At 66.1% G+C, this 22,268-nt stretch carries 18 protein-coding genes and 1 pseudogene; 5 read left to right on the top strand and 14 right to left on the bottom strand.

Translation table 11 applies throughout. The features are described from left to right. Positions 1-166: 166 nt before the first annotated feature. From CK951_RS14825 to CK951_RS14810, 4 genes are all read left to right on the top strand, one after another. Positions 167-859, top strand: coding sequence for a hypothetical protein (locus CK951_RS14825; protein WP_232520637.1), 693 nt, complete (start codon positions 167-169; stop codon positions 857-859). A 227-nt stretch (positions 860-1,086) separates the two neighbouring features. Next, positions 1,087-2,553, top strand: coding sequence for an IS21 family transposase (gene istA, locus CK951_RS14820; protein ID WP_157764584.1), 1,467 nt, complete (start codon positions 1,087-1,089; stop codon positions 2,551-2,553). Next, positions 2,550-3,413 (top strand): IS21-like element helper ATPase IstB, encoded by an 864-nt coding sequence (istB, locus tag CK951_RS14815; RefSeq protein ID WP_096784779.1) that lies wholly within the window; start codon positions 2,550-2,552, stop codon positions 3,411-3,413. The genes istA and istB overlap by 4 nt, the downstream gene beginning before the upstream one ends. A gap of 81 nt (positions 3,414-3,494) precedes the next feature. Then, entirely contained in the window at positions 3,495-4,016 is a 522-nt protein-coding gene (locus CK951_RS14810) for a hypothetical protein (RefSeq protein ID WP_232520636.1), read from the top strand. 53 nt (positions 4,017-4,069) lie between these two features. Here the strand turns inward: CK951_RS14810 and CK951_RS14805 are convergent, their stop codons facing one another. The 6 genes from CK951_RS14805 to CK951_RS14780 all read right to left on the bottom strand — a co-directional run bounded on the left by CK951_RS14805 (position 4,070) and on the right by CK951_RS14780 (position 13,171). Then, positions 4,070-4,816 carry a hypothetical protein gene (locus CK951_RS14805; protein WP_096786867.1) on the bottom strand — a complete coding sequence of 249 codons (747 nt, stop codon included), beginning with the start codon at positions 4,814-4,816 and terminating at the stop codon, positions 4,070-4,072. Further along, a complete protein-coding gene (locus CK951_RS14800; protein ID WP_096786866.1) occupies positions 4,809-5,714 on the bottom strand; it encodes a hypothetical protein in 906 nt (301 codons plus the stop codon). Before CK951_RS14800 ends, CK951_RS14805 begins: the two co-directional genes overlap by 8 nt. Next, the gene (locus CK951_RS14795; RefSeq protein WP_096786865.1) at positions 5,711-7,570 is read right to left on the bottom strand and encodes a hypothetical protein; all 1,860 of its coding nucleotides are present in this window, start codon (positions 7,568-7,570) and stop codon (positions 5,711-5,713) included. The genes CK951_RS14800 and CK951_RS14795 overlap by 4 nt, the downstream gene beginning before the upstream one ends. After that, positions 7,555-8,574 carry a PD-(D/E)XK motif protein gene (locus CK951_RS14790; RefSeq protein WP_096786864.1) on the bottom strand — a complete coding sequence of 340 codons (1,020 nt, stop codon included), beginning with the start codon at positions 8,572-8,574 and terminating at the stop codon, positions 7,555-7,557. Before CK951_RS14790 ends, CK951_RS14795 begins: the two co-directional genes overlap by 16 nt. Beyond that, positions 8,571-11,405 carry a Z1 domain-containing protein gene (locus tag CK951_RS14785; RefSeq protein WP_198402361.1) on the bottom strand — a complete coding sequence of 945 codons (2,835 nt, stop codon included), beginning with the start codon at positions 11,403-11,405 and terminating at the stop codon, positions 8,571-8,573. Before CK951_RS14785 ends, CK951_RS14790 begins: the two co-directional genes overlap by 4 nt. Before the next feature lie 188 nt (positions 11,406-11,593). After that, positions 11,594-13,171 (bottom strand): DNA cytosine methyltransferase, encoded by a 1,578-nt coding sequence (locus CK951_RS14780; RefSeq protein ID WP_096786862.1) that lies wholly within the window; start codon positions 13,169-13,171, stop codon positions 11,594-11,596. 67 nt (positions 13,172-13,238) lie between these two features. On the opposite strand from CK951_RS14780, the gene CK951_RS14775 reads away from it, so the two are divergent. Further along, positions 13,239-13,703, top strand: coding sequence for a very short patch repair endonuclease (locus tag CK951_RS14775; RefSeq protein ID WP_096786861.1), 465 nt, complete (start codon positions 13,239-13,241; stop codon positions 13,701-13,703). 236 nt (positions 13,704-13,939) lie between these two features. On the opposite strand, the gene CK951_RS14765 is transcribed toward CK951_RS14775, so the two are convergent. The 8 genes and pseudogenes from CK951_RS14765 to CK951_RS14730 form a co-directional block, all read right to left on the bottom strand. Then, positions 13,940-14,197: a hypothetical protein gene (locus CK951_RS14765; RefSeq protein WP_096786859.1), complete on the bottom strand. Its 258-nt coding sequence runs from the start codon at positions 14,195-14,197 to the stop codon at positions 13,940-13,942. After that, complete coding sequence (locus tag CK951_RS14760) at positions 14,194-14,868, bottom strand: D-Ala-D-Ala carboxypeptidase family metallohydrolase (RefSeq protein ID WP_096786858.1); 675 nt, start codon at positions 14,866-14,868, stop codon at positions 14,194-14,196. Before CK951_RS14760 ends, CK951_RS14765 begins: the two co-directional genes overlap by 4 nt. Positions 14,869-14,941: 73 nt before the next feature. After that, entirely contained in the window at positions 14,942-15,229 is a 288-nt protein-coding gene (locus CK951_RS14755; RefSeq protein ID WP_096786857.1) for a DUF6127 family protein, read from the bottom strand. Positions 15,230-15,248: 19 nt separating this feature from the next. Next, complete coding sequence (locus tag CK951_RS14750) at positions 15,249-16,325, bottom strand: DUF2793 domain-containing protein (protein ID WP_096786856.1); 1,077 nt, start codon at positions 16,323-16,325, stop codon at positions 15,249-15,251. Between the two features lie 10 nt (positions 16,326-16,335). Then, positions 16,336-20,299, bottom strand: a pseudogene (locus CK951_RS14745) (glycoside hydrolase TIM-barrel-like domain-containing protein). Between the two features lie 8 nt (positions 20,300-20,307). Beyond that, a complete protein-coding gene (locus CK951_RS14740) occupies positions 20,308-20,742 on the bottom strand; it encodes an NlpC/P60 family protein (protein ID WP_096786855.1) in 435 nt (144 codons plus the stop codon). Then, positions 20,739-21,623, bottom strand: coding sequence for a DUF2163 domain-containing protein (locus CK951_RS14735; RefSeq protein WP_096786854.1), 885 nt, complete (start codon positions 21,621-21,623; stop codon positions 20,739-20,741). The genes CK951_RS14740 and CK951_RS14735 overlap by 4 nt, the downstream gene beginning before the upstream one ends. After that, complete coding sequence (locus tag CK951_RS14730) at positions 21,620-22,246, bottom strand: DUF2460 domain-containing protein (RefSeq protein WP_096786853.1); 627 nt, start codon at positions 22,244-22,246, stop codon at positions 21,620-21,622. The genes CK951_RS14735 and CK951_RS14730 overlap by 4 nt, the downstream gene beginning before the upstream one ends. Positions 22,247-22,268 lie beyond the last annotated feature (22 nt).

Genomic DNA, 22,268 nt, shown 5'->3' with positions numbered 1-22,268 from the left:
CCTGACGTCGAACCTTCTCCAGGTTTCATCCGGGTGGCGATGACAGCTAAAACGGCGCTGCGGGATATTGCTTCCGCGCGAAGCTGTATTGCGGAGAGTTCAAGAATTGTCGCCTTCACAGATACTTAGCCGTCGGGACCTCTACGACTTGGTCTGGAGCAAACCGATGACAGCGCTTGCACAGGAATTCGGGATATCGGACCGGGGGCTCGCGAAGGTCTGCAGTCGTCATCGTATTCCCGTACCGCCGCGGGGGTACTGGGCCAAGGTAGCAGCCGGAGAACAACCGAAAGTGCCGCCGTTCCTCGAACTGAGGGATCGAAGCCTCGATCGGGTAAGCATCCGCGGGGCCACCTCAGCTCTTCCCGACAGCGTCGCCGAACTCGCCCGCAAGCGAAAGGCTGAGCGGGAAGTCCGGGCTGCTACCATCAAGGCGACGCCAGAATCCCCAATGCCTCTGATGGAAAACCCACACGCCTCGGTGGCGACAACGGTGAAGTTCCTTCGGACCAGGAAGCCGGACAAGGAGGGCGTCCTCAGCGCCACGGCGCCAGGCCAGTGTGGCGTGATCGTCGGCGCTGCGTCCGCCGAACGGGCTTGCTTCTTCCTCGACGCGTTGGCGCGGACGCTCGACGAGGTCGGGCTGAGCCTGACAGCGGACGGGGAGAAGATGTCCGTTCAGAAGGGCGCGGACAAGATCAGCTTCACCCTGCTCGAACGAACGAGAAGGCTGAAATACGTACCGACCCCAGAAGAAGTCGCTCGGGAGGAGAAGCGGAAAGAGAAACAGGCACGGTCCCTTCGACGCAACGATTGGAACAGTATTTCGTTCGGCAGCAGTCCACCCTGGCCGGACTGATGAGCGACAACCAAGTTGTCCGACACCGTCAGGCAAGTTGGCCGCTGGGTTGAGCCGGAGGACGGGCGTAGCCCGTCCCGGAGGCTGAACCCAGCGGCTGGCCCTCGTTTCGGGGGAGAAGGGTGGGTGCTGGCCGCTGCGGGCCGGTAGGATCGGGATCTCTGCGTCCAAACGGAGATCCGACCGTGCCGGGCAAACCCGTCACCGACCAGCAATTGAGAGTCTACATGACCGACCGTCTCCAGCACAGCCAGCGTGTCGCCGCCGCCCGCGCCGGCTTCAGCGAGCGCACCGCCCGCCGCATCGATGCCGATCCGCGCCTTCCCTCGCAACGTCCGGCCCCCCGGGGCCGCACCGTGCCCGACCCGCTCGAGGCGGTGTGGGAGCCGGTGCTGCTGCCGATCCTCGCGCGTGATCCGGCCGTTCAGGCCGTGACCCTGCTGCGGCACCTTCAGATGAGCGACCCGGAGGCTTTCCCGGACGACCGCGTGCGCCGGACGCTCGAGCGGCGCGTCCGCGACTGGCGTGCCCTGAACGGCCCCGAGCGCGACGTGATCTTCCGTCAGACGCCCGAGCCCGGCCGGATGGCCCTGTCGGACTTCACCGATGCGAACGAACTCTGCGTGACGATCGCGGGGCAGCCGCTGGAGCAGCGCCTCTACCACTTCGTCCTGGCCTACAGCGGCTGGGAACATGCCGCCGTGGTGCTGGGCGGCGAGAGCTTCCCGGCGCTGGCCGAGAACCTCCAGAACGCACTCTGGACCCTTGGCGGCGTCCCGCACGAGCACCGAACCGACAGCCTGTCCGCAGCTTACCGGAACCTCGACACCGAAGCGGCGGCCGATGTCACCAGCCGCTATCAGGCGTTCTGCGCCCACTACGGCATGCTCGCCAGCCGCAACAACCCGGGCGAGGCGCACGAGAACGGATCGGTCGAGGCCCACAACAACCACCTGAAGGTCGCCCTCGACCAGGCCCTGATCCTGCGTGGCTCCCGCGACTTCGCCGATCTCGCCAGCTGGCGCCGCTTCGTCGATGAACTGGTCGCCCGACGCAACCGCCGGCGCGAGTCCGCGGTGCGCATCGAGATGGCGGCGCTCAGGCCGCTGCCGGCCCGGCGCACCACAGACTTCACCGAAGTGGTCGCGCGGGTCACGAAGACCGGGGGCTTTCTGGTCCACCAGGTCTTCTACTCGGCACCCTCGCAGCTGATCGGCAAGCGCCTGCGGGTCCATGTCTACGACGACCGGATCGAGGCCTTTCTCGGAGCGACCCCTGTCGTCACGCACCCCCGCCGTCGCGGCCGCGATGACGGCGCCCGCGTCCACTGCGTCAACTATCGCCCTGTCATCCACGCCCTGCGCCGCAAGCCGCAGGCGCTGGCCGGTTCCGTTTACCGCGACGGCCTGTTCCCGCGATCGGAATACGCCGAGGCCTGGGTTGCGTTGTCCGCCGCCTTGCCGCGCCGCGACGCCTGCCGTCGCATGGTCGATCTGCTGTGGCTTGCCCATGCGGAGGGCTGCGAGGCTGAACTGGCCGCGCTGATTGCCCACACCCTCGGTCATGGCGAATTGCCCGAAGCCCATGCGCTAAGGAGCAAGCTGGAGCCGCGTCGGCGCGAGCTGCCCGACGACACGCCCGTCAACCTCACCGATCTGGCCCGCTTCGACGAGCTGCTGGAGGCGCGCGCATGACCGCCGCTGCCCCGCACCCCGTCGATGTGCATGCGTTGCCCGCCATGCTCACGGCTCTGCGCCTGCCCAGCATCCAGCGCCACTGGCCGATGCTCGCCGAGCGTGCCGACGCCGAGGGCTGGCCCGCCTCGCGCTTCCTCGCAGCCCTGGCCGAGGTCGAGCTCGCCGATCGCGATGCCCGCCGCATCCAGCGCCATCTGCAGCAGTCCGAACTTCCCGGCGGCAAGACGCTGGCAACGCTTGACTTCAAGGCGCTGTCCGGCGTGACCCGGGCCCGCATCGAGGCGTTGGCCGCCGGGGATTGGGTTGAGACCGGCGCCAATCTCATCGCCATCGGCAACTCGGGCGCCGGCAAGAGCCACGTTCTCTGTGCCATCGGCCATGCCCTCGTCGAGGCCGGCAAGCGCGTCCTCTACACCCCCACCACCGACATCGTGCAGAGGCTGCAGGCCGCGCGCCGCGACCTCGTCCTTGAGGCCGCCCTCGCGAAGCTCGACAAATTCGACCTGATTATCCTCGACGACATCACCTACGCCCAGAAGGACCAGGCCGAGAGCTCGGTGCTCTTCGAGCTCATCGCCCGGCGCTACGAGACCAGAAGCCTCGCCATCGCCGCCAACCAGCCCTTCAGCGCCTGGAACCGCGTCTTCCCCGATCAGGCCATGACCGTCGCCGCCATCGACCGGCTGGTTCACCACGCGACCATCCTCGAGATGAACGGCGAGAGCTTCCGCCGACGCGCCGCCGCACGACGCCGATCCACGGAGCCTGTCGCTGCGCCGACAACCTCCAGCGACAACATCGGCGTCGAAGCCACCGACAACATCAACGACAAGCAGAGGGAGATCAGCGCCGACTAACACCAACGACCGCAGCGGTCAAAACCGGCCATCCTGGTTGTCGGTCACGGCCAAGGAGGTTGACGCTCTACACCGGAATATGTGACCGAGTGGACCGGCGAACTCGTGTTCTCGATCGATGCGTGGGCAGACGGCCTGCGGAAGACGTGGGGTGACGGCAAGACGCAACGCGTGGAACGGATGGTCCCCGAAATAGTCGCAGGCATAGAACTCATTCTCGAGACCATTCGCGTGCGCCGCGAAGAGCGTGAGGAGCGCGAGAGACAGTGGAAGATTCTGCAGCACCGGCGACAGCTGGCGCAGGCCCGCCTCAAGCGCGAGGAGACGCGACTTTCTCGCTTGCGGCAGATAATTGAGCTGCGTCGGGAGGCCCAAGAAATCCGCGAGTGGATCTCCAGCCTGCCGCAAGAAGACAGCCTATCCGTCGACTCGGATCTGGGCCGAATGCTGCAGTGGGTAGATTCACGGTTGGCCGAGATTGATCGTCGAACAGGACTGGATGCCGCGAAATCCTTTGCGGGCGAAGGTGATCTGTTCCCGGCAGTCGACGAGCTTGAAGATCCGCTTGGCGATCCCCCCGTCAGCTCTGGCTGGGGCTACTGACTACTTCGCTTCGGCCTCAGGTGACCTTGCAAGCAATCTTGTTGCCGCGAAGGTCATAACGCCGCCTCGTCGAAAAATCCCTGCAGTCGGCTGACAAGCTCTGGCTCACCCAACGAGGCTAGGCACGTAATCTCGTTGTCGATCCTGATTCTTCGCACCGCTCGGCGAGTCACATCTTCCATTCGGCGCGCACCAATCCGGTTCGCGGTCGCGAGCCAAGCTTCTGCAACTGCGCGAGCGAGCATGGGGTCGCCCCCGATGGATGGCCTTTCCACAATCTGAACCACCGCATCCTCCGACAGCGCCTCGACGAGTTGCCACCGTTGCGGCGCTCCTGCGCCCCGATCCAGCGAACGTGCTCGGAGCCAGAGCCGCTGGAAGGTGTTGCGCAGACCACCATGGAAGCGGTCAGCGTGGCCGTCCTCGAAGCGCCAGAGCACCACCTCCGGGGCGATACAACATGCAACGAATGCCCAGACATCATCCCGCAACGCCTCACCGCCGCTGATGATGGGAGCCTCCACCAGCCACTGCGCACATTCTGCATCGAACGAGGCCCTGCCGGCGGCTCGACCCTCGTTCGGAAATCCGAAGCGTTTGGCAAGGGCACCGATTTGCTCTTGGAGTTCTGTCAGATCGGCCGCGTCGGCTCGCGATCCGCCACTGGACGCATATGAGACCGAAGTGCCGGCCGCCTCCATTCGCTCGCTGATGGAGCCTGTTCGCAGCAAGTCTGGCATGCCAATCAGTCGCCGAACGCCGTGGTTGTCGAGGCGGGGCATGAGGAGGAACTCACTCATTGCCGAACTCTCCTGCAAAGAGGCTTCCGATCGCGAGCTCGAAGCGTGAAGGGTCATGCTGTGCCAGCGTCCGCACAGCCTCCGCCGACTGTCCGGGGAATGCCTGTTCCACCCATGCCTCGATCACCGCTGATACCGACGAAGGGCTGGCCTCCGCTTGGTCCAGCGGAAAATGATCGAGATCGATGGCCGACCTGACCATCTGGGTGGTTACCGAGCACATTAGCATCCTCAGTGTGACCTCGTCCGCTTGCTGCACGGCTTCCACAAAGGCCGGCCTGTCCAGGTTGATCAGCAGTCGGACCGACGTCGCGAAGTCATGGTGGAGGGTCTGCGGTGACCAGTCGAGGTACCAGAGTGCATCACCATGGCCGGTGGGGAAAACAGTCGCAAAGCTCACGGCTTCCATCGGGAAGCGCGCACCGAGCGGTTCCACCGCGGCGCGGAATTCGTCTCGCCAAAGTCTTGCACCTGTCGTGACTGGCGAGACCCGGCGACGGACCGTACCCGACGAAAGAAGGATGATTTCGGTCGTGAGCACGAAGAGCTCTGAGACCTCGCGACCATCGATTGCTAGCGCCAGTACAGCAGCCTCGCGGCCGGCTTGGATCACTTCCCGGGTAACAATTCTTCTCGCGCGCTGGAGGCGGCGGCCACCGGTGCCGAAAGTGACGACGCAGAGGAGCCTGATCTCGTCGGCCTTTAGCCCGGTGTCAGCGGCTACCCCTTCCACATCGACTTTGAAATGACGAACTGCCTCGAGGTTGGTCGAGTAGTCAAAGTGATCGAGGTGGCCGTCCGCGAAGACGCAGGGTTCGCCGTCACGCGTGACGAGCCAGGGCCCGGCACTGATCCGGTCGGGGCCGGGACGAAGGAAGGGATAGGCAATGGCCGTCATGATGGTGCCTGCTCAGCTGCCGCCACTCGCACTCCGGCCGCTGCAACATCAGGCACGATGATCCGCGCACGATAGCTGCCACTCTCGTCCGGCGTTGCGAGCAGCTCAGGCGATGTGGTCAGCTGATTGCCGTCCTGATCTTCCCAGCAGACGAACGTGACGACGACGTCACCCTCGTCCGGACCTGCCAAGACACCATCGATCACAGGAGCAGGTATGGCGGTGAGGCGGATTGCCCGCTCCGTATTGTTGTCCACGTCGATCTCGAAGAGCGCTTCGGCCCCGGTAGCGCCTTCCTGCAACGCTACGAAACGTGGCTCGCTGACCCGCCAGCTGCGGCCTCCGCCGCGACCACCGCCGCCTCGGCCATTTCCGCGGCCGCGCGACCCGCCGCCACCGCCGCCCGTACCTCCGATTGCGGGCATGCAGCTGCCGAGAAGGTCGGCCGCCTTGGCAAGCGGTGGCTGCTCGGATGCTCCGGACGTGGAGGACGAAGCCGGATATGCGTATGATGCCGCGAGGTACTTCAGCCTTGCCAGCGCAACCCGCACGAAGGTCTTTGCCCAGCTCTTCGGCATCTTGTCCGGGATCCAGTCGTCGTGGGCAGGTGGCTCAGCGTCGGCGAAAGCTTGCTCAACTACGGGATCGTCGTCACAGATGAAGACCCCGGCCCATTCGACGGTGTCCCCTGGCAGGTGGGTGCCCTCTATGTACTTCACGACCAGTTCAACCGGACGCATGAGCGCTATGTGCGCACTGGTGGCCGGGATGATGCTTTCAGCGGGGTCGCCTAGAAACTGTCGAGGCCTCCTGAAGCCGCGTCTGATGGAGCAGAGGCCAAGGTGCTGGATGGGCCGCTCGGAAGCGATCCTGTTCAGGTTTGGCCCTCCAGCCTTCACAGCGCGATAGGCCTCAACGAACAGGTCGAGTGGCGGGAAATCTTCGGGTGCCGGAAGCGGCAACAGCTCTCCGTTGAGTTCGACCTCGATGGCCATGGCCCTTTGGCCATCGGCGCCGAGGAGCATCTTTGGCCAGAGGTACCAGAGAAGCGCCTCCTGGATTTCGGTCGCAACCGCCTCGAGCGGGCGGTCCTCGAGATCGGGGGCGAGCACGACCAGCGTTGTTCCCGTGGCGTCGGCTCCCCGATCAGGAAGCCCGAGCGCCTTCCGCAGCCGAACGGCGTTGCGACCAGTAACCGGATCGACCACGTTCGCGTCGTCGGCATCGGCCACGCCCCACCAGTGGCGGCCGGTCAGCCGGCCATGGCGCTTGCTGTCGTGGGCATCGCCCAAGTGGCATCCAATGAAGCGGTGAACGATCCGCGCGGAAGGAGTCAGCGAGACCGAGTCAACGAGGACCGTGGCACATCGACTGAGCTGATAGAGCGAACTCTTCCCGTAACCATAAGTGCCGCCACCGCCCGCCATGTCACGACGGGCACCCATGTTGCGCACGAAATTCACGAAGTCGTTGTGCTCTCCTGGCTTCGGCAGCACGTTCGCCCGAGATGGACCGCCGAGGCCACGGGTCCTCCAGTCGGAAATCTCCATGACGACCGGATGCTTCGAGGAAAGGTAGGCAAGCAGTGGGTCTGCGGACTCCTTGGACGAAGGGAGCTTGGCGAGAATCTCATCGCGGAGAATGGCAGCCTCCTCGGGCCGCAGCTCTCGCAAGCCAATCCTGTAGCCGACGCCGGACTCGACGAGCCGTGCATCCCAGCTGTTCTGGACCGTCTCCCTCACCACCGTCTCCAGCAGGGACAGCGCAGGTGTGCCCAGAAGCTTCTTCATGCCGTCGGCAGCCATGCCACCTGCAGCCGCGAAGCATTCCGCATGGAGACTCAGGGGCTTAGACATGACACTATCTCCTGAAGCGCATTGTCGGCCTCGGCGGGCCGGACTCGAAACTCCGACGCAAAATCGAGATTCACCCGGTAGCGGAAGTGGCTGACCCCGACCGGCAGTTCTCCCTCCGCAAACGAGGCGGGAGTGAGCCGCGGAAAGCCGTCGGTCACCGAATAGAGCTCCTGCGAGAACAGGGAGAACCTGAACGAGGACCACTCATCGGCCTGGGCCTGATCGTATCCGAGCAGGGCGAGCCGATCGGCCACGGCGGCAGGATCGCTTGCGATCGTGCACGCATGCGTCGCCTCACCCACAACCGAAAGAGGCCCCGCCCCGTCATACTCGAGCACGCAGTGCGCGAGCAGCAGATGTCCGCCGGGGGGCGCTGCCAGCTGGTCAATTGCAGATACCTCCACGATCCGGGACTGGGCACGAAGCGAAGTCTTGACCTCGATTGCCCGGTCACCGCCACGGAAGTCGTGACGGCCGCCAGCCGGCCCGGTCCAGAGTTGCCAGGCGTCGGGATCAACAAGAAGTAGCCGGTTCAGGATGATGAGCTCGCCAATCAGCCCGAGTGCGGTTTCGATCGAAGGACGCTCGCGGTTAGCGCCCGAGAGGAGATTGCGAAAGTCGGTGATTGCATCCTCGAGCGCGTTCGCCGGCGCGGCGCCCCCCCTCAGGCGCCGAACGATTTCATCGACCAGCTTCTCGAAGACGGCCTCGAGACGCTCGCCGCGGCAGGCGACATCGATGAACCGGACCGGCTGTCCCTGCAGCAGAAGCACGCTGTCCCTGAGTTCAAGACCGTGCGTATCGTGGACCATCGGGAACCGCTCACCGGCTGCGAGCGGGACAAGAAGCCGCGCTTCGCGCTCAGCTCCTATCGCGAGGCGGGCGGGGCCAGCGCCAGCCGAGGCGTCAAGCACCAGGGAGGGCACGCCCAGATCACTCGCCTGCGCACCTGACTCCTGCCGCAGGCGTTCCCAGCCGATGCCCGCACGGGTTCCGTCCGTCATTTCGCAGCCTGTCCGGCATCGCCGTCGATGTCTGCCTGAACGTCCTCCTCGTCGCCGTCGTCCTGGTTGATCGGGACGCGGACATAACTTGTCTTTGCGCCCCGCTCTGGCAGAACGAGGCCAATTCCCAGCATGTCGCGCACCGCGCCGAGCGGTTCGCGCAGCTTCTCAGACCTCGGTACCGACGCCTCATCGATTGCGTAAAGGAGCAGCAGTGGAATCCGGTCACCGACCAGCGCCTGACGGAATTCCTTAACGCTGTCCCAAGACCTGTCATCGGGCGAGCCGGTGACGTCCATAAGCACGTCGTCCCGCGACATCAGAGCCTTGATGTCGGCGAGACCGTCGCGTGTCAGTCCCTTGAGGCGTGCCCGATTGACGAGGCCGACATTGCCGAAGGCACCAAGCGGCTCAACGGAGCGGCGGGTTCCGCCTGTTTCGACGATCGCGATGTTCCAGGTTTCGTACGGCTGATCGGCCCGACTCGCCTCGAGCCGGATGTATTCCAACAGCTTTCCCGAGATCAGATCGCGCTGGTCACTTCTGTAAGTCTCCAGAAACTTCATGGCGAGATCGAAGGATACGCCTTCGATCAGACGGCCGCGCCGCGCAGGCTTGATACCTTGGCTCGCTGCCGCATCGACCAGCTCGGCCGCAGCCTCCCAGTTGTGCCGAAGAAAGTCCTCGTCACGGTGCGGGAAGCGTATGGTCTGGATGTGCTCTCCCGAGAAGCTCACGTCGCATGCCTTGGCCGCATACATCTTCTTGGCAGCGGTGATGGCCAATCCAGGAATGCGTCGCACCCGGATCGAGAAATCCGCCGGTGTCACCTCGCGTTTGCGGTACTGCTGAATGTCGGCCCGGATCTCGGCCTCGACCGTCGCCAGATCGCGGAACGATGTCCGCAGGTCGTCGGTCATCCAGATCCGCGGGAGGTCCTCGTAACCGGGCCGATATCCGAACCATCGGCCCATCTGAAGGAGGGTGTCGTACTGGTTCGATGAGCGCACGAAGTAGCTGACGACCAGCCCCTCAATTGTGAGACCACGCGCGAGCACCGAGCCGCCGACCACGATGTACTTCTTCGGCCCCGACGCGTAGTCGAGCCGCGTCTCGCTGTCGCTGTTCTCGACCACGATCGCGATGTCATCGAGGACCTTCTCGAGCTCAGGCTTCAGCGCGCTGAACGATGTCGGCGCAAGGCCGAAGCGACCCGCATCGACCTTGGCCACCTCTTCGAGCCAGAGCTTCTCAAGTCGATCGAACGTCTTCTCGTCGCCCTTCGAGATCTTCTTGGCGAGCCCTTTCTGCCAGGCCGCGATCTTGTCGGCAAGCGCGTGATGCGGGTGCGTGTAGACCGTCGTGTGCACCAGCATCGAACTGTGCTGGCGCGACTGCCCACGTACATAGCGGGCGGCGGTTGCAAGCACGAAGTAGGAAAGCGCCTTGTCGAGCGATTTCGGGATGCCGGGCTCAAAGGTGAACCGGTCCTTTGCTGACGGTGGACGGACGAGGGCTACCTCGGCGTCATCGACCCCACGGATCATGTCGAGTCCGGACTCCTCCGGTTTCTCGTCATCGGCATCGATCGGGTCGCGCCCGAACAGGCTCTCCGGACCGAAATAGCCTTCGGGCTTTGGCAGGCTCGTGATGAAGTCCTCGGGATATAGGTCGTCCAGGCCGCCGGTCGGCTTCTCCGGGTTGATCAGCACGTTTGCAAAGGGCGTCGCCGTGTATCCGACGTATTGGACCTTCGGCAGTGCCGCGAGAATCTTGCGGATGAGCGCGTTGATCGCCGTCATGTTGTACTGACTGCCGGTCGAATTGACGCCGGCCTGATCGCATTCGTCATCTACAATAAGCACAGGCATGCGCGCGCGGTGCGTTGGCGGCGTCTTCTCGATCGTGCCGAGAAGCGCTTCAAGTGGCGCCACATTCTTCTTCACGGCAGCGATCTGCACCGGGTCCATAATCGAAAACCACTTACTCGCCGGCTTCCGGAAGTCGGAGTCGCTTGTGGTGTGGCTGTGCCACCCGTACTTGTTGCGCTCGACCAGATCGGATTCGATGCGATCCTGAGTCTGCGTTCGCAGCGAATTTGTCATGCCAGTCAGGATGATCACGAAGCGGTACCCGGCATCGACCGCCTTGGCGATGACCGCCTCCATGTTGGCAGTCTTCCCACTCTGAACATAGCCGACCACCAGTCCTCGACCCCGGAACTCGCTCTGGGCAGGATTTTCGAGAAGCGAGACTACCTCGGTCGATGTTGCGTCGATGCTCGCAACGGTCTCCTTCGACCAGCCCTTGCGAGACAGCAGGAAGGCCTCGAGCTTCGGCCAGTGCAGATCGCCCGCGCGCGGACCGTCATACCAGTGCGGCCGTCGCGGCTTGCGGAGCGAATAGTTGCCAAGATACTCGATCTTCCGCTCGAAAGCGGCTTCAAGCTCGCTGACAGCCGCCTTCCAGTTCGCCTCGTGCTGCGGGTCGAGCGGGCCAAGAAGTCGCTCGAAGGACGCGCGGGCCTCGTTTGCCGCGGTTTCGAGATCCAGCCCGGCAGCCTGCTCCTTCCGGATGTTGCCGACCCATGCCTCGACCTGACCGGCCACGGGCGGTGGCAACGGCGCCGCGTCAGCTTCGCCAATCAGCGTCGCAACGGAAACGCCGTAGTTGTGGGCGAGCGCCTTCAGCACGTCGATGCCCGGGTTCTTCGCCACGCCGCGTTCGAGCTCGGACAGGTAGGCCTTGGACGAACCGACCTTTTCGGCGACCTGCTGGAGAGATTGGCCCGATTGGACGCGCAGGTCCTTAAGAAGGGATGAGAGCGACATGGGTTCTCCGCGATGATCTGGAAGGGAATGCGGTCGCAGTCGAAGAGACATCTCCACAGACCCGCCGTGGACTGGGCCCAACGACGCTTCTGCTCGGGATTTGCCTCGCCCCTACGCGCTATCCAGATGAGTTACACACAGCGCCGTATGCTGGCGCGAACGATATATCTCAACTGAGCGAACGATTGTCAATCGTTCGCTGAAACGAACGTCTGCGTTCGCTGGGTGCTGGTTTTTTGAAGCGTGGCGTGCACAACCGCTGCGATCTGACGTGCCAGGAGCGGCGGCACAGCGTTTCCGACCTGGACATACTGCTGCGTGCGGTTGCCGAGGAACAGGTAATCGTCGGGAAAGGTCTGCAGACGAGCAGCTTCGCGAACCGTCAGGCTCCGGCACTGGATGGGATCGGGGTGAATGAAGTAGTGGCCATCCTTCGAGATGTGGCTCGTAACCGTGGTCGATGCCTCGTCCGCCAGCTGAACCCGGAAGCGGTCATTGAACACACCGCTGTGCCAGTTCCGGTGATCGGGGCTGAGCACCAGAGGGAAATCGGCGGCCTTCGGGCTGTAGCCGTGGACGGTCCCGAACACGGCAGCACACAGGTAGCGGCCTAGGTCCGACGCCATGTGCCCGCGCGTCTCGTGCTGAGCGATCGCGCGAAGTTCCGGTCGCTCGATCCACTGCAGCAACTCATCGTTTGAAGTGCCGTAGCCGTCTGGCAACCGTGACGCAGCCCGAACGATAGGCGGGTTTTCCTTCACTCGCTCCGAAACGCTCAGGAATGCCTCACGGAGCGCCTGGTCGTCCTTCCCCTTGGAAATGCCGGCCAGCATGCTCGCGGCGCCGAGGACTTCTTCCCGCCAAGCGGCCGCGTCGTCGAGCCCGCGGCTGATGCCGCTCCGCAAGGTTGGCATCGTTTCGATGACATCGCGGACGGTCCGCACTCTACCCGACACAGCGATCTGGGCATCGCTAGCCCGTCCTGCGAGGTCCGAACGGATGCCGACGATGATCACCCTGTGGCGACGCTGGGGGACTCCGAACGCCTCGGAGCGCACGATGAAGTCCGAGGGCTGTGACGCTTCCTGCAGGCTGGCCTTGCCATCCTCGACCCGGACGGCACGAAGTTCGTAGTGATGAGCGTGACCCGTGCCGAGCGAGGACAGATCCTCCATCAGCATCTCGAAGACAAGCCGGCTCTCGACGGTCGACGAAAGCATGCCCTTGACGTTTTCCATAGCGAAGGCGGCCGGGCGAAGCTTGTCGAGGACCCGGATGTACTCGCGAAAGAGGTAGTGCCGCGCATCCTCCTCCGGGACGTAGCCGACCTTGCCTCTGGAACGGACACGCCCCACCAGGGAATAGGCCTGACAGGGCGGGCCGCCGATCAGGATCGTGTCGTCGTACTTTGCTTTCAGCGTCGCGATGGCGCCATCAATGGCGGTCGCCGCAGCCCCGGTGCCGAGCTCAAGCGCGCGGGCTTCGTCGATGGAATGCTGCCACGCTTCGGCATCGACGGCTGACCAGTCCGGTTCGGATGCCAGCCCGGCATGGAAATCGATGAACTCTTTCGGGAAAACGCCATAACGTGCACGGTACTCGCGCAGAAAGGCACGCAGCGTCAGGGTCCGATGGGCCGACGCCTCCTTCTCGACCGAAATGCCGATCCGGAACGGCGCATGGCCGTCCTCGACGAGGGAAGCGAACCCCTCGCCAAGTCCGCCCGGGCCGGCGAACAGATCGACAATGCCGAAAGTGGAAGGCAAATCAGGCTCCTGACGAATTTCATTTAGCCGGTGTATACTAGGTTCAGGGACGAAGACCAGGACGGATATGACCGACATCGTGGACCAGCAGACCCGTTCCCGGATGATGTCGGGAATCAGGGGAAAGAACACCAGGCCCGAGCTGGCTCTCAGGCGCGCATTGCACGCGCGCGGGTTCCGCTTCCGGCTTCATTCCGGAAAGGTTCACGGTCGACCGGACCTTGTCCTTCCGAAGCACCGCGCCGTGGTCTTCGTGCACGGCTGCTTCTGGCACCGACACGAGGGGTGCCGCTACGCGACCGTACCGGCAACCCGGCCGGAGTTCTGGCGGGCGAAGTTCGATGCGAACACCGCTCGAGACAGCGCCGTTCGCACAAGACTCCTCGAAGACGGGTGGCGCGTGGCGACGGTATGGGAGTGCGCCCTGCGGAAGCCGGAACAGGTGGAAGCCTCTACGGAAAGCCTGTCGATCTGGCTGCGAACAGAAGAACTTCAGATCGAGATTGGCGACGACAACGCACGTCGATCCTGAGCGGAAGGGCCGTTTTCCTTTCTGGGCCATGAAACCAGCACCGTGGTGATCGAGCGACGTTGCTGACCGAGCTGCGCTATCCGCAGGCCCGCGCCTGGTTGCGCATGACAGCGTAGTCGCGAAACATCTCAGCGAGCGCAGATCCCTGTGGCAGCAGGGCCAACTCCTCGGCCGCCCGCGCCTGGAACTCCCTGCCATACTCGACCACGGGCGGGCATGTCGCCAGCCTCCCGTTCTCAGAACGAACCGTCGCGCAGCCGCTGAGCAAGCTCGTTACGATCGCGAGGGCGGCGAGCCGCCGCCTCCAGCATCCGGCGATGGACATCATTTGCCTTCTCCGTGGTCTCAAGGCGTTCGGCGAGGCGTCCCGCTCGCTCGCCGGACCGCCGAAGCGAAAGCAGAAACAGGAGCACGGTTATGACGATGGCGCCGTAGCGCAGCGGGGCCCGCATCCATGGGCTCGCAGCGATGCCGCCGAGCAAGGTGGCGATCATCGCTGCCCCCGTTTCCAATCGTCGAGACGGGCGTAGATCGTGACTGCGATGCCCCCGAGCGCCACGGCGATGAACACCCAGCGCAATGTGTCGAGATACGGCACGAGCGGCAGGATGGCGGTCTGGGTCTCGGCCAAGACGCTTTGCGCGACCTCGACCCCGGCAGCGCCCAGCGTCGCCAAGCCTGCCGCGCCACCACCCTTCATGGTGCGGCTGTCGGCCAGCACTTCGCGTGCGGGGGGCGTCTCCGCTGCAAACGCGGTAGCCCGGACCGGGAACCGCTCGCCCCACTGGCGCGCGGGGCCAAGGTCGACATGGATGAAGCCCGAGCGCGGGTAGAACCCGAAGCCGAGGAACCCGACCTCGCGCGCCGCAGCCTCGAACGCCACCGGGTCCTGGTTGGCCATGGCGATATCGAAGGCGGCGCCGTCCAGATGCTTCGACCTCGTGGCGCCACCGACCGCGCGGTTATGCTCGGGGCTGCGATAGCCGGAACGCACGATCAGCGGCTTGCCCAGCCGATCGCGCAGCGCCTGCAGCTTGTCGAGCGCGGGCTCGTTGACGAGCAGCTTGCCGGTGCCCCGGCAGGCGATCTCGGCCGGGCTGAAGTTCGGCCAGCGCCACGCGCTCTCTGGTACATCACGCCAATGGCGGTGGAAGGTCGTCGTCATGGGGTCCTCCGAAAACGAAAAACCCGCCTCGAGGGCGGGTCATTGCGGGCTGATGAATGGGGATCGGGCGCGGCTACGGGCCGCTGCCGAAGATCTTGAGCTTGATGGCGATGCCCGCGAGCAGCGCCAGCATGACGCCGGTGGTGATCATGCGAACGGCGGTCTGCATTGCGGTGCGCCGCACCAGCCGGATGCAGTCGACCAGGGAGCGCAGATCGCGGATGTCGAGCGCGGCCTCGGCGCCGTCGAGGCCGACATCGGCGAGCGCACGCTTCGCGCCTTCCTCGGCCGCCCGGGTCAGGATCGCCTCGAACTCGGCGTCGGGCATGCGCACGAAGCCCTCGGATCGGGGTGGTGTCATCGGATCCTCCTTCCGCCGCTCAGCCAATCTTGCAGCCCCAGAAGGACGTGTGATCGGCGGCGAAGTAGCCGTCCGCGACCCGGAAATACCCTTGCAGCTCGACGGTATCGCCCGCAGTCAGCGGCACCATGGTCTGCAGCCAGATCGCGGTGGCGAGCGAGACATGGGTGGCGGAGATTTCGCCGAGGGAGCCGCGGATTTCGGTGGTGCCGTTCAGCACGAGCCTCCCGCGCATGCGGGCGGTGGTACTGGCGTTGACCTTGTAGAGCAGCGTCGCGCCGAACAGGTAGGTGCCGTCCACGGGCGCGACGAAGTGGTTGTTCGCGGCGTCGAAGGCCCCTTGATCGTTGTAGTCGGTATTGTTGAGGCCGATCTTGGTCCAGGTCCCGACGCCGACATAGTTGTCGTAGTTGGTGTAGGCCTTGAAGCGCGGCAGGCGGGGCTGGTCGACGGTGCCGGTGGCGTTGTCTACGCTCAGCCCGTCGAAGAAGGTGCTGCCGTCGGCGGAGACAGCAAGGCGGAAGCGGTCGGAGCCGAACAGGCCCACCAGCGCCTTGGTCACGAAGCCGGTCTGCAGCGTGAGGCCTAGGTCGTCGGCCGCAGCCTCCTTGTTCATGGTGTAGAAGAGATCACCGGTCCCGCCTTCGGCCACGGTCTTCGCGGTCCAGAGCGCGGCGTTGAGCTTGGCCGAGAACGGGTTCGATGCATCCGCCGTCGTCCCCATCCCGAGCAGCGCCATGTTCTGCAGCGCCGTGGGTGTCGTTCCGATCCAGCCTGTGCCGTCGTAGACCAGCAGCAGGCGCTCGTCCTCGACCCACGCGCGCCAGCCGGTGCGTGGCGGCAGACGTAGCCACGCCCCGTCCGTCCAGAGCGCCACATTCAGGTCCCAGCCCGCCCAGTCACCCGTCGCGCCCGAGCCGACGATGTAGCGGTCGCCGTCGGCGGGGCTCGCCGGGGGTGCTGCCAGATCGCGGTCGAGAACGGAGAGCTGCACGAGCCCGTCGAGGATCCGCAGCGCCTCGTTGTGGGTGACATGCTTCTGGGCCTGCGCCGCCAGGATGTAGGGTAGCAGGAGATGGGTCGTGGCGTCGGACATGAGATGGCTTTCAGAACAAGAGCGTGACGGTCTCGGGCGCGCCCCGCCCGACGAGGGCGGAGAGCTGGAAGATGCGGATGTCGAGCGTGTCCCCGGGGCCGAGCGGCCCGCCCCAGTCGGCGGTCTGCTGGGCGGCGGTGTAGACCACGCTGGTCGTAGTCGTGCTCAGCACCCGCTTCACAGTGGCGCCGTCGAGGATCTCGACCTCGTAGGCTTCGAACTCCTCGCCGAGCGGCACCTCAAGCCCGCCCCAGCTGTCGGCGGACAGCGCGCGGGACCGGCGGGTCCAGCGGATGGTGAGATCGCCGGGCGAGCGCGGCACGCGCCATGGCTGTTCGACATGGGTGACCGAAAATGGCCGCAGCCCGACGCCTTCAGGTGTGAAGGCCTTTGCCACATAGGTCTCGTCGCTGACCGGACGGCTGGCCGGGCCGATGCGCCAGTTCCACGGGATGCCGAGGTCGGCCTCGGCGATCGGCAGCGACGCGAGGCTGTCGTCGAGCACCACGACGCGGGCACCAGCAGGCGCCGGGTTGCCCATGGTGCCCTCGGTCCCGCGCTGGCCACGCAGGAGCCGGGTCAGACGATATCGACCCGGTGCCAGAAGCTCTGCCGCGCCCGCCTGCACGATCTCCCAGGTGCCGGGCGCGCTCTCGATGGCCAGCGCGTTCGCCCCGCCGAACAGCGTCAGGTCGGTGACACTTTCCAGCGTGCCGGTGAGCAGATCGACCACCAGCGCATTGCCGAGGTCGAAGCGCGAGGTGGGCCCTGCGTAGAAATCCGAGACCAGCGCCCCGATCCGGGCGCGACTGCCGAACGCGGTCAACAACTCGAAGCCATCCGTGGAGGGGCTGCGGAACACCGCCATCTCGCCCGGCCAGGGAACCGCGTGGGCGGCGACCAGCGGCCGGTGTGCGGGCTGGTCCTCGGTCAGCTGCGGCAGGTCCATCAGCAGCGCGTCCGGCGCCCCGAACACCACGGCGCGCGTCAGTGACGCCGCGCGCGGATCGCCGGGCGGCAATCGTAGGTCGCTCTGTCCTGGCGGACCGCCTCGATGCCGCGGGCCTCGGCGTCGGCGATGGAGACCAGCCGCAGATCGACCAGACGCCCGTCATGCGCCAGCCGGATCGCGTCGGCCGGATCGAGCGCGAGCCGCGAGGGCGGCAGACGGAACGCCGCCCTCTCGCGCCCGACCCACGCCTCCATCAGCGCGCGGCGGCAGCGCCGCTCGGCTTCCTCGGGCGGCACGGCCATCGGGAAGGATTCCGAGGCGATCCGGGTCGTGTCCACCGTGATGCGCCGCGCCTCGACGAGGGCGGCGTCGTAATCCTCGTCGGCTCGGGCGACCTGCCATTTCAGCGCCTGCGGCAGTTCCGTCTCCTGGCCGCGCGTCAGTTCCAGCACGTCGCCCTCGCGGGCGGCCACCAGATCGTCGGGTGTGAGGGTCGCGACGGAGGCCCGGCCGCGGATGACAAACCGGATCATTCCCTCGGTCTCCACGGCGTCGAAGCCGAAGTGTCGCGACAGCGTGGTGATGGAGGCGCGCGGGCTTTCGAGCGCCGTGATGGCATAGCCCTCGACCGCGCCCCAGAGCCCGGTGACGTCGATCAGGGACTCGCCCAGCCCCGCGCGCAGGCAAAGGTGCCGGACAAGCGCCGCCAGTGACACTGCCCCGAGCCGCCCGGTCAGCCAGTGGCCGAGCCGCCAGTTCGCGCCGTCCGTCCAGACGTCGGTCAGCGCCGGGAAGAACGGATAGGGCCGCGCGTCCCAGGTCCAGGCGGCGCATTCCGGCACGTGCACCATCCGGCCGCCGTAGACCGAGGACACCGGGTTGTTCGCCGGGGTGCCCCACCAGAGATAGGTCGCCTCGAGATAGGCGCGCTGGATGGCGTCGTCCCGCCAGCCCCGCGAGAAATGCGGCGTGGAGCTCTCGGACGACTTCGGATCGAAGAAGACGTTGGGCTGGTTCGCGCCTCGGTCGATGGCGGGACAGCCCAGCTCGGTGAACCAGATCGGCTTGGACTGCGGCGCCCACGCGGTCGGCGTCGCGCTCTCCACACCGCCCGGGCGGTCGTAGTGTGCGTTCGACCACCAGGCGCGAAGATCCTTGTAGCGAAAGACCCACGGCTTGGCCGCCGCGCCATCCGTGATCGGGGTCCGCACCTGCCCGGTGCGATCCGCCGCACTGGCATAGAACCAGCCGAAGCCTTCGCCGCCCGCGATATTGGTTTGCAGGTAGGCGCGGTCGTAGATCGCGGGCCAGCCCTCGGCTGCATCGAGATGCTCGAACCGCCCCGCCAGTCGGAGAGCGGCATGTAGTTGTCGATCCCGACGAAGTCGATCTCCGGATCAGCCCAGAGCGGATCGAGATGAAAGAACACGTCGCCTGAGCCGTCACCCGGCTGGTGACCGAAATACTCCGACCAGTCCGCCGCATAGCCGACCTTGGTGCCGGACCCGAGGATCAGGCGCACATCCGCAAGGAGGTCCCGATACGCCTGCACGGCCGGATAGCTGCTGGCGCCCGAGCGGATCGTCGTCAGCCCCGGCATCTCGGTCCCGATCAGGAACGCATCGACGCCACCCGCTGCCGCGCAGAGATGGGCGTAGTGCAGCACCATCCGTCGCAGGCCCCAGTCGCCGGGAGAGCCGGCCCACGAAACGGACTGACCCGAGACGCTGAAGCTGGCGGGCGTAGCCGCGCCAAACAGCGCGGCGACCTGGCTTGCCGCCGTTTCGGTCTTGTCCACGGTTCCGGCAAACCCTGCTGCCGGAGAACAGGTGATCCGTCCGCGCCACGGGAAGACTGGCTGACCGGTCTCCGCGGCGTTGTCGGAATACGGGTTCGGCAGCGTGTTGCCGGGCGGCACGTCCATCAGGATGAACGGATAGAAGGTCACCCGCAGCCCGCGCGCCTTCATCTCCTGGATCGCCTGCACCACTGCGAAGTCGGACGGCGTGCCGCCATAGACGGGGCGGTCCTGATCGTCGCGGCTGACGAGGAAGGCGCTGGCCCGGCTGACGCCGTTCACCGACCAACTCGCGGGCGTCGTCGACTTGGCCGACACCTCGACACCCGGCCGCACCTTGCACGATCCCGCGCGCAGGTCGTCGCCGAACCACGCCACGACGAGGCTGACGCTCTCGACCGCAGGCGCCATCGCCTGAAGCCGGTCCAGCGCCTCCACCATGTCAGTGGAGTCGGCCAGCGCGTTCAGGTTCTCGGGCACCGTCACGCCGCCATCGGTCTTGCGGATCGCCTGTGTCGCGTAGGTGAATTCGCCCGAGGCCGGGATCATGGTGACGGCGCGGGTCAGTCCCTCGGCGGTGTCGGGGTCGGCCAGCGGCCGGAACACCTCGAAGGAAAGCTGCGGCAGGCGGTTGCCATAGGTCGAGAGCGCGAGTTCCTCGAAGACCACATAGGCCGTACCGCGATAGGCGGGGGTGTTGGCGGCACCCATCTTCGCCGCGATGAACGGGTCCGCCGTCTGCGCCTCGTCGCCCGGATACCAGCGCCAGGTGACGCCGGAGAGGTCCATCGGCTTGCCGTCAGCCCAGATGCGGCCGATGCCGGTGATCGGCCCCTCGCACAAGGCGACGGCGAAGCTGGCGTAGTACAGATACTCGGTGGTCTTGACCTTGCCGCCTCCGCCGCCCTTGCCGCCGCCCTGCGTGGTGGTCTTCGTCTCCTCGCGGAAATCCGTCGCCCAGATGATGTTGCCGCCCAGCCGCATGCGGCCATAGAGCCGGGGGATGACTGCGCCTTCGGTGGCTGAAGTGATGCGCAGCGTGTCGAGCCGCGCGCCCTCTATGCGCTGCGTGGGCGCCAGCGACGAGATGATCCAGCTGTCGACCACCGAGCCGATGCTCGAGCCGATGAAACCGCCGATCGTCGCGGCGCTGACACCGAGGATGGCGCCGCCGATGCTGCCGCCAATGGCGGCGCCAGCGGCACCAAGGACAAGTGTTGCCATGGGGGGTCTCAGCGTTGCGGAAACAGCAAGGCGAAGGCGATGCGCCGTCGCCAGGTTGGGGTGAGCGGTTCCTCGATCACGCCCAGCCGCTCATGGGCGTGGAGGAAGGAGCCAGGCTCGGTCAGGATCCCGACATGCTTGGCGATGGCGCGGGGCCTCATGCGGAAAAGGACCAGCGCGCCCGGCCCGGCCGCAGCGGGCGCCACGTCGATCATCATCCGCCGCGCGCCCTCGGCCAGAACCTCGCGCGGTCCGGTCTCGCCCCAGTCCCGGCTGTAGGGCGGGATCGGGAATGGCTCGGGGCCGACGACATCACGCCAGACGCCGCGGGCCAGCCCGAGGCAGTCACAGCCGATACCGCGCAGGCTTGCCTGGTCGTGGTACGGCGTGCCGAGCCAGGACCGCGCGATGGCGATGACACGCGTGGGGTCGGCGGAGGTCACAGGACGGACCCCTCGTGACCGCCGTCCTTCGTGGCATAGCGGAGGACGGCGTCCTGACCAGGGATGTGCGGGAAGCCGCGGAAGTTGGCGGTGTTGGCGAACTTCGCCCCGCAGGTCTCCATCCGCTTGTCGCAGCCCGCGCGGATGGTGAAGGCGTCGCCCTCGGCGATAGGGCGCACCGGCGCCTCGAGCAGAGTCAGGATCGCCCCGCCGTCCGTGACCTCATGGCCCAGCACTTCCGTCATACGCCCCGCGTTTGCGCCGTTGGTCCATTCGAGCGTGCCGAAGGTGAACCAGCCGGAGGCGAAACCGCCGAGGCCCGAGGCGGTGAAGGCCCGGTCGCGCAGCATGTCGATGACGGTGCCCGTGCCCTTGAAGGCCGGGTCCTCCAGATTGACGCCGCAGCGCGCATCGCCGAGCGCCGCGTCACAGCTGGCCTGGAAGGTTCGCCCGACCGTCTGGCCGAGCACATGGGCGAGCGAGCGGACTTCGGCGACGAAGGCCAGCCGCCCGCGCCGGATCTGGCCGATGGCGCCGCGACGGATCAGTACGCGCTGGCCGGTGTCCGCCCAGTTCACCCGCCAGACCACGACGTCCGCGTTGTCCCAGCGGCCGTCGAGAATGTCGGTCTCGGTGATCCGGTCGGAGGTCAGCACGCCTTCGGCGTCCTGCGCGTCCACCGACAGGTCCGATCCCGACCGCACCTCGGAGGCTGTCAGCCCGCTCTCGGGTTCGAAGTCGGTGCCGTCGAAGCTCAGCGTGCGGTCGTGATCGGTAAAGCCGAAGGCGACGCCGTCGGCGCGGGCAATCCGCCAGCACCAGGCGAGCGTCGTCGTGCCCTCGTCGAGATGGGCCTGCAGGGCGGGAACGAGGGTCTTCATCGGCGCAGTTCCAGAAGCGGAATGGAGGTGATCGAGCCGAGTCGCTCGAGGTCGAGCGTCACGTCGAGCACGTCGGTGTCGAAGCGGACCGGCACGTCGAACTCGAAGCCCGCGGTGATCGCGACGCCAGCGCCCGGCGCGGCTCCGAAGGTGACGACGCCGGTGGCGGTGTCGACCGACCAGCCGGAGGGTTGATCCACCCCGCCGAGCGCGATGCGCACGGAGCCTGCCACCGGCTTGACGATGGCGCGCGTCCAGGATTGCGCGCCGGAGGCGTAGCGCTTGACCAGCTGGAAGGCGGTCGTCGTGCCGTCGCCGGTGCCGATCGCCTGGTCGGTCGGCGATGGCGTGCCCGAAGGCAGGCAGGACTTGTGGTCGCCCCAGTCCTTGAACCGGAAACCGTGCAGGCGACCGTTTCGCGCCTCGAAGAAGGCGACCACCGCCGCCAGGTCGTCGGCGCGGCGGATGCCATAGGCGACATCGTAGCGACGGCGCGAGTTGGCCCAGCTGGCGTTGCGCTCCTCGTCGCCCGAGGCAAGCTCGACGATCTGCGTGCGCCGCTCCGGCCCGCCGCGGGCACCGCGGCTGATGTTGTCGGGAAACCGGACTTCGTGAAACGCCATCGAGTCTCTCCTTGGTTCGTGC

It is taken from the genome of Rhodobacter sp. CZR27 (genome assembly GCF_002407205.1).
GTDB lineage: Bacteria > Pseudomonadota > Alphaproteobacteria > Rhodobacterales > Rhodobacteraceae > Cereibacter_A.
Note: the sequence above shows the minus strand (reverse complement) of the source record. Positions and strands in the feature narration are given on the sequence as shown.